This window comes from Nitrococcus sp. (assembly GCF_059432795.1).
Map to the genome: position 1 here is coordinate 1 of NZ_JBXWZQ010000194.1, position 7400 is coordinate 7400.

General features: G+C 61.2%; 5 protein-coding genes and 1 pseudogene. 4 read left to right on the forward strand and 2 right to left on the reverse strand.

All coding sequences use genetic code 11. The features are described 5' to 3' along the window. Window positions 1-565: 565 nt before the first annotated feature. Window positions 566-817, reverse strand: a pseudogene (locus tag AC52Q4_RS13250) (hypothetical protein); the annotation flags it as partial. A gap of 174 nt (window positions 818-991) precedes the next feature. Here AC52Q4_RS13250 and AC52Q4_RS13255 point away from each other — a divergent pair. After that, complete coding sequence (locus AC52Q4_RS13255; RefSeq protein ID WP_495537270.1) at window positions 992-2263, forward strand: acetate/propionate family kinase; 1272 nt, start codon at window positions 992-994, stop codon at window positions 2261-2263. Between the two features lie 176 nt (window positions 2264-2439). Here the strand turns inward: AC52Q4_RS13255 and AC52Q4_RS13260 are convergent, their stop codons facing one another. Then, complete coding sequence (locus AC52Q4_RS13260) at window positions 2440-3471, reverse strand: zinc-dependent alcohol dehydrogenase family protein (protein ID WP_495537271.1); 1032 nt, start codon at window positions 3469-3471, stop codon at window positions 2440-2442. 560 nt (window positions 3472-4031) lie between these two features. Here AC52Q4_RS13260 and AC52Q4_RS13265 point away from each other — a divergent pair. The 3 genes from AC52Q4_RS13265 to AC52Q4_RS13275 form a co-directional block, all read left to right on the forward strand. Continuing rightward, window positions 4032-5405 (forward strand): V-type ATP synthase subunit B, encoded by a 1374-nt coding sequence (locus AC52Q4_RS13265; RefSeq protein ID WP_495537272.1) that lies wholly within the window; start codon window positions 4032-4034, stop codon window positions 5403-5405. Continuing rightward, the gene (locus AC52Q4_RS13270) at window positions 5386-5991 is read left to right on the forward strand and encodes a V-type ATP synthase subunit D (protein ID WP_495537273.1); all 606 of its coding nucleotides are present in this window, start codon (window positions 5386-5388) and stop codon (window positions 5989-5991) included. Before AC52Q4_RS13265 ends, AC52Q4_RS13270 begins: the two co-directional genes overlap by 20 nt. Next, a partial coding sequence (locus AC52Q4_RS13275; protein ID WP_495537274.1) for a V-type ATP synthase subunit I occupies window positions 5988-7400 on the forward strand: 1413 nt, incomplete at its 3' end. The genes AC52Q4_RS13270 and AC52Q4_RS13275, both read left to right, overlap by 4 nt.

The following is a 7400-nucleotide window of genomic DNA, read 5'->3' on the forward strand; positions in this document are numbered from 1 at the left end:
GAATACAGGGCTTTCGCAAACTCGAGCTCGTCATCAACAACGTCGAGTTCCGTAACGGCGAGCAACTCACGGAACAGTCAGACAGGAATGCCGCCTGACGGCCATACACGAGAATTGACAATAACTCACAACTTGTTGCAGCGCAGCGCGAGTCGGCTTCACGGAATCAGGTATGAGTATTCGGCCAATATCGACGGTGCTGGACTTATCACCGGCAGGCGATACTGGTTGGCTGTGCAGGCGGTGGAACCAGGGAACCTTACTTGGGTTTGGGCTTCCGCTAGTAATCTCGGTTATGGCTTAGCGGAATTAGGAGGTCTTCGAAGCAACAAGCCATATTGGACACTTGCCACTCCTAACATGGAGATGGCATTCCAACTGACTGGCTTTGTCGCACCGGAACCCCGTTCGGTTACACTGTTTAGCTTCGGACTAGTGCTAATTGTTCTCCGTATTCGCTTTCAAGCCGCGAAAAACCCCAAACAGAATTTTTGTTGACAGCAAAATGGCCAGAAGGCCTCAGAAGGCCACAGGGTCGGGTCTTGCCCGTTGCCAGAGCCGTCCCGGTCTTCACCCGCTCGCCGGGCCTGCGCGGGATCAGCGAGGGCGCCAGCACCTCGCCGCCAAACGCCGCGCTCAACCGCGCCACCAGTTTCGCCACCGCCTTCGGTTTGTTCGCAATCTCTCCCCAGTTCTGCGCTGCCCCGCGGCCCACCGGTGCCACCGCCACGGCAATCGTGTCCTTGTGGACATCCAACCCTACGTAAGCCGGGTAATTACTACACCGCAGTGCTTCATTGACCGTATCCAGCGCCATCCTCGTCTCTACCGCCCCCGTGCTAACCTCGTTCATGACCTGCCCTCCTCAATGTGGCTCTGTGTCAGGGTCGTTCACCGCCCCCAACATAACCACGCAACGTTGAGGACGGGCAGGTCAAAACATCATGTCTAAGCTGAGGGGGCATACTCCCGTGCTCAGGAGCCGTAGCGTATGTCCGTCGCTTATCAATCCATCCTAGTGATCAACTGCGGCTCATCGAGCCTGAAATTTGCGGTGTTTGGTCTATTCGAAGGCCTGAGGCGGCTCATGTCGGGATCGGTTGACGGCATCGGAAGCGGGGCCGGGAAATTTCGTGTGTTTGATGCGCAGGGGCGAACGATCGAGCAGACGCAAGAGCGGGTCTTCTCGAACCATTCGGCGGCCATAGAGCGAGTCGATCACCTCCTGCGCCAGCGGCTTGAACGGCTGGATCTGCTTGGGATCGGGCATCGGGTCGTCCACGGTGGCTCCGACTGCGAGTGTCCGCAACAGGTGGATGATGCCTTGCTGCAACGGCTTCAGGATTTGATTCCGCTGGCCCCCTTGTACCTGCCGCACAATGTGGCAGGCATCAGCGCCATGCGATCGCATTTCCCGGATGTGCCGCAAATCGTGTGCTTCGATACCGCGTTTCATCACGGCCTCCCCCCGGTTGCCAGGCACACGGGGCTGCCCCGCGCCTATGAAGCCGAGGGCGTGCGTCGCTACGGCTTTCATGGGCTCTCGTACGAGTTCATCGTCGAGGACGTCGTGCGTCGCCACGGAAGCGGGGCATTGGGCGAACGGATGATCGTGGCGCATCTCGGAAACGGAGTCTCCATGGCAGCGATCCGCAATGGTCGCAGTGTCGAGACGACCATGGGATTCAGCACGCTGGGTGGTATGCCCATGGGAACCCGCAGCGGAGACCTTGACCCAGGAACGCTCCTGTACTTGGCTGGGCCGCGCGGGCTTAGCCCGCAAGCGCTTGAAGAGCTGCTTTACCGAGGCTCTGGTTTATTGGGTATATCCGGCGTAAGTGGCGATATGCGCGAGTTCTTGGCTTGCCGCAAGGATACGCCGGAGGCCGAGGCGGCCATCGCCTTTTTTTGTCACCGCGCGCGCCTATTCATCGGCGCGCTGAGTGCTGCGCTCGGAGGGCTGGACCGCCTGATCTTTACCGGGCGGTATAGGTGCGAATGCTCCCGCTGTTCGCGCGTGGATTTGCAATGGCCTGGCATATCTGGGCATCGAGGTGGACCCTCGGTGCAACAGCGAACCGGAGCCGTCGATTTCTCCCGCCGAGGCGGCGGACCGGGTGGAGGCGGTGAAAACAGACGAAGAGCTCATGATTGCCAAGCACGTGCAGCACACGGTGGCCGGCGGCCAGGGCCACCACGGCTGACTTTTTCGCCGGTGAGGCAACAAATCCGTCGGCAGGTTGCCAGAGCGCTATGCGCCTAACCGCCCTAACGGCGAGGAGGAAGCTTAGACACCATGCCAGCGCAACGACCTGCGACACTTGACGATCTTGTACAGCGCGCCCGCGGCGCGGGGCCAATACGCATCGCCGTGGTCAATGCGGCGCAGGAAGCCGCGCACCGAGTGCTTTGAAGGCGCGGTTTACTCCAGTCACTACCTTACTCGGCTGTCAGTAGGATCTTGATGGCTTTCTCCGCCGCGGCCTTTGAGAACACCTGGTAGGCGTGCTCCACTTCACCGAGCGGGAATCGGTGGGTCACCAGCGTGGCCGGCTCAAGACCGCCAGCCTGCACAATCCGCATTAGGACCGGGATGGTGTTTGTGTTTACCAGCCCAGTACGTAGAGTGACGTTCTTGATCCAAAGGTCCTCAAGGTGAAGCTCGACGCTGCGACCGTGGACACCGACGTTGGCAATATGGCCGCCCGGCCGGACGAGGCGTTGACATATATCGAAGGTCTCCGGGATGCCAACGGCTTCAATAGCCACGTCCACCCCCTCCCCGGCGGTGATCCCACGGACGAATTCCAGGGGGGTATCAGTCACGATATCGGTGGCTCCGAGCTTGCGAGCCATCGCCAGACGATTCTCGTCAGGGTCAATCATGATGATTCGGGCGGGAGAGTAAAACCGCGAGGTCAACAAGGCCGCCAGTCCAATGGGGCCGGCGCCAACGATGGCGACGGTATCCCCTAGACCCACTTCGCCATACAGTGCGCCGATCTCGTGGCCGGTAGGGAGGATGTCGCTGAGCATGACAGCGGCAGCGGAATCGAGACTCTGTGGTAGGGGGTGCAGGCTGTTGTCCGCGTGGGGAATACGTACATACTCGGCCTGGGTTCCATCAATTAGATGGCCGAGGATCCAGCCGCCGTCCCGGCAATGCGCGTACATCCCACGCTTGCAGAAATCACAGCGGCCGCAAGAAGTGATGCAAGAGATGAGAACCCGATCGCCCGCCTTGAAGTTGGATACGCCCTCGCCAACCTCCGTGACAATGCCGACGCCCTCGTGACCCAGTATGCGGCCCCGCTCCACGCTTGGTACATCGCCTTTAAGGATGTGCAGATCGGTGCCGCAAATTGTGGTATGGGTAAGCTGGACCACAGCGTCCGTAGGTTTATTGATCGCGGGCTTCGCCCGCTCCTTCCAGACACGCTGGCCGGGCCCTTCGTAGACAAGCGCTTTCATTGTTCAGCTTCCTTGTTCGCGATGAGTCAACTAATACGACATTCGTAAACCCGCATCGGTTCGTCGAGAGCAGTGACGAGTCGGTTGTGGCTCTACACGTCTCTCTGGCAGCGTAGATGCCGAACAAGGAGAGGGAAAATCCATCCTATAAGTATTTACTGATAGGCTGGCCAGTATTGCTCGCCGACAGCGCCGCCAATCCGCCGTTTCAATTTTTTTGACACAAAGGGGTTCTCGAAACTGCGAGTGAGGTTCCATCGCAGCCGCCATCCACGGCTAAAGGCCAGGTCCCCAGTTTAACCGCGAGTCAGGCGAGGCCCAGATCAGCCGGTGTAGACGCCCGATCGAATGTGGCGCACGTGAGCATGCCGTAAAATAGATACGGCCGCGCGTGTTTCGCTATCGTTTGTTGGATTCGCCGCAGCGGGCAAGACTAAACTGAACTGCCTCCGCCTTTCCGGAGATTCGTTGGGGCGAGCCAGGCCGCCGGGGCAAAAGAATGCGTAGGGGCTGACCACCAGCGTCGGTCGAAGCGGGCGTAAGCGTGGAGGTATTGGGACATGACGCAGACTCTTGCGCGGTACACGCAAATCGTCTCTATCATCGGCGATATCCTCCAGGTGCGGGTGCCGAACATTGGCGAGGGCTGGGTACGCCCGCGTTTGCATGATCTTGCTTTCACTGAAAGCCAGGAGGGTGAGCGCTCCCTCGCCCAGATTAGCCGCATCGACCAGGAGGGGGTCTCGCTTCAGGTTTTCAGTGGCACCGAGGGTCTGTCCACCGCGGTCGGCGTACGCTTCATCGGCCGGCCCATGGAGGTGACATGCTCGGCTAACATCATGGGCAGGGTATTCGACAGCACGGGCCGGGCGCTGGACATAGGGCCGGATCTCGCTCAGGAACGCAAGGTGCCCATCGGCGGCCCTACTGTGAACCCAATGCGACGTGTGATGCCGAGCAAGATGATCCGCACGGGCGTGCCGATGATCGACGTCTTCAACTCCTTGGTGGAGAGCCAAAAGATACCGGTCTTCTCGGTGGCCGGTGAACCCTATAACGCCCTGCTGGCGCGCATCGCCGTGCAGACGGATGCGGATGCGGTGGTTTTCGGAGGCCTGGGTCTGATCTTCGACGATTACCACTTCTTCCGCACCCAGTTCGAGGAGGCCGGTGTCTTTGCTCGGACGGTCATGTTTGTTAATCAGGCCTCTGACCCGGTAATCGAGCGGCTGTTGGTCCCGGACATGGCGTTGACGGTGGCCGAGCGCCTGGCGGTCGAGGAGGGGCGGCGGGTGCTGGTGCTGCTCACGGACATGACCGCGTTCGCGGATGCCCTCAAGGAAGTGGGGATCAGCATGGAGCGGGTACCCTCGAATCGGGGTTATATGGGGGATCTCTATTCCCAGCTGGCGCGGCGCTACGAGAAGGCCTGCGACTTCAAGGGCGCCGGCTCGGTCACCATCCTTTCGGCGACCACCATGCCGGGCGACGACATCACTCACCCGGTGCCGGATAACACAGGCTATATCACCGAAGGGCAGTTCTATCTACATGGTGGGCTTATCGACCCCTTCGGCTCACTCTCGCGTCTCAAGCAGCACGTCGTTGGCAAGGTTACCCGTGAGGACCATGGTCAGGTGATGAATGCCATGGTCCGCTTCTACGCCGAGGCCTCGGACGCCGAGCACAAGGAGTCCATGGCTTTCGAGCTCTCAGAATACGACCGACGCCTGCTGCGCTTTGCCCGGTTATTCCGAGAGCGTTTTATGGACGCCAGCATTTCAATGCCGCTGGAGCAGGCTTTGGACTTGTGCTGGCAGACCATGGCGGAGTGCTTTACCGCCGAAGAGCTGCTGATCAGGCAGTCACTGGTGGACAAGTACTTTCCCGAAAGCAAGGCCGAAGGGGAGTCCAGTGCCCAGGCTGGCGCTTAACAAGAGCGCGCTGCACCGGGAAACGCGCCGGCTGGCTCAGTACCGGCGGGCACTGCCGTCGCTGGACCTCAAGCGCCGTCAACTGGTTGCCGAACGCCAGGGTGCGGCGCGCGCGCTTGCCAGCACTACCGCCGAGGTGGATCGCCTGCGCGAGGGGGTACGCCAGCAACTGCCGATGCTCGCCTTCCGTCGCGTTAGCCTGAAGGATTTGGCGGTGGTCCGCGAGATCCGCCTCGGCGAGCGCAACGTGCTTGGCTCGCGGTTGCCGGTGCTGGAGTCGATCGAGGTCCAGCCACGTGACTACGGCTTACTGGCCAGACCGCAGTGGGTCGATGTGACGAGCGCGCGCCTTCAGAGCATGCTCGTGCTGCAAGTCCAGGTGCGGGTGAGACGGCGCCAGCTCGAGATCCTGCAAGCGGCGGTGGCCAAGGCCACCCAGCGCGTTAACCTGTTTGAAAAAGTGTTGATTCCGCGCACGCAAGAGCGCATTCGGCGGCTGCGGATCCATCTGGGTGAGGGAGAGCGTGCCGCGGTGATCCGGGCCAAGATCGCCAAGCGCAAACACGAGTACGGAGAGCGCAGATGAGCATCGTCCAGCTGAGAAAGGTCACGCTTTGTGCCCCCGAAAAGGAGAAGGCGCACGTGCTGGATGCGCTGCAGAACCTGGGCTGTCTACACCTGGTGCCGCTGCGCCATGCCGGAGAGACGGGCGAAGCGGATGAGGAAACAGAGGTAGAGCAGGCGCGCAAGGCGCTTAAATACCTTGAGGATTTCCCGCAGCGCCGCCGTCAGGCGCAGCCGGACGAGACATTCGATCTGGCCACGGTGGTCAGCCAGACACTTGATAACCAGCAGCGGAGGCGCCGGATTTCCGACCGTCGCGACTTTCTGCACAAGCGTATCCGCGAGCTCGAGCCCTGGGGCGATTTTCGCTTCCCTTCGGAGGGCGCTCCCGCTGGGTACCGGCTGTGGTTCTATCTTGTTCCCCATTATCGGCTCAGAGACGTCCGGGACTCGGGGCTGATCTGGGCCGTCGTCCATCGGGACAGCCGGTACAGCTACGTCGTCGTCGTAGCCAAAGAGGAGCCACCAGAGGACGTAATGCCGGTGCCGCGTACGCACACCGGTGCTTTGCCGTTGTCCGCGGTTCGCCGGCGCCTCGCCCGCGTTAAGGTGGAGCTTGAGGAGCTCGATGCCGAGCGTTGGACGCTAACCCGCTGGATCGAGCGCATTCAGCGCAATCTGGCCCGCGCGGCCGACCGTTCCGCGGCGCGTTGGGCTCGTGCCATTACGCTGGATCGTGAGGGAGTGTTCGCGGTCCAGGGCTGGGCGCCAGTCGATGCCGTGGCCTCCCTGAGAAGACTGGCGCAGGCGCACGGAATGGCGCTCGAGGTCGACGTCCCGAGTCCCGACGACACGCCGCCCACCTTGCTGCATAACCGCGAGCTTACCGGTGGTGGTGAGGAAGTGGTGGAGTTTTACCAGGTCCCGGGCTACAGAAACTGGGATCCGTCGCCGGTGATGTTCTTTTCGTTCGCGCTATTTTTCGCCATGATTCTCTCCGATGCTGGATACGCCCTCCTTCTTGGGGCGATCCTCTGGTTCACCCGCACGCGTCTGATGAGCGCTCGTGCCGGGCACCGCATCTACATCATGGGACAGGCCATCTTTGCCGCCTCTGTGGTGTACGGCGTGCTCGTGGGCAATTATTTCGGTTACACCGCGCCGCCTGGCTCCGTTCTCGGCGCCCTGCATATCCTCGACGTTAACGACTTCGAGACCATGATGAGGCTCTCGATTGTCATTGGAGCCGGTCACCTGGTGATTGCCAACGCGGTTACCGCGCTGCATCGGCGCTGGCGGGCGACAATGCTCGCTCCGCTTGGCTGGGTCGCGATCGTGATGGGCGGGGTTGTGCTTGGATACGGCGATGATCGCGGTTACTGGCCCATCGGCGTGGGCGCCCTCGCGGTGCTCGGCTTCGCCAGCGACCGG

What these genes read in the sequence shown, in the direction of transcription:
- AC52Q4_RS13255 (WP_495537270.1), top strand. Translation starts at nt 992, where the DNA reads ATGTCCGTCGCTTATCAATCCATCCTAGTGATCAACTGCGGCTCATCG.
- AC52Q4_RS13260 (WP_495537271.1), bottom strand. Translation starts at nt 3,471, where the DNA reads ATGAAAGCGCTTGTCTACGAAGGGCCCGGCCAGCGTGTCTGGAAGGAG.
- AC52Q4_RS13265 (WP_495537272.1), top strand. Translation starts at nt 4,032, where the DNA reads ATGACGCAGACTCTTGCGCGGTACACGCAAATCGTCTCTATCATCGGC.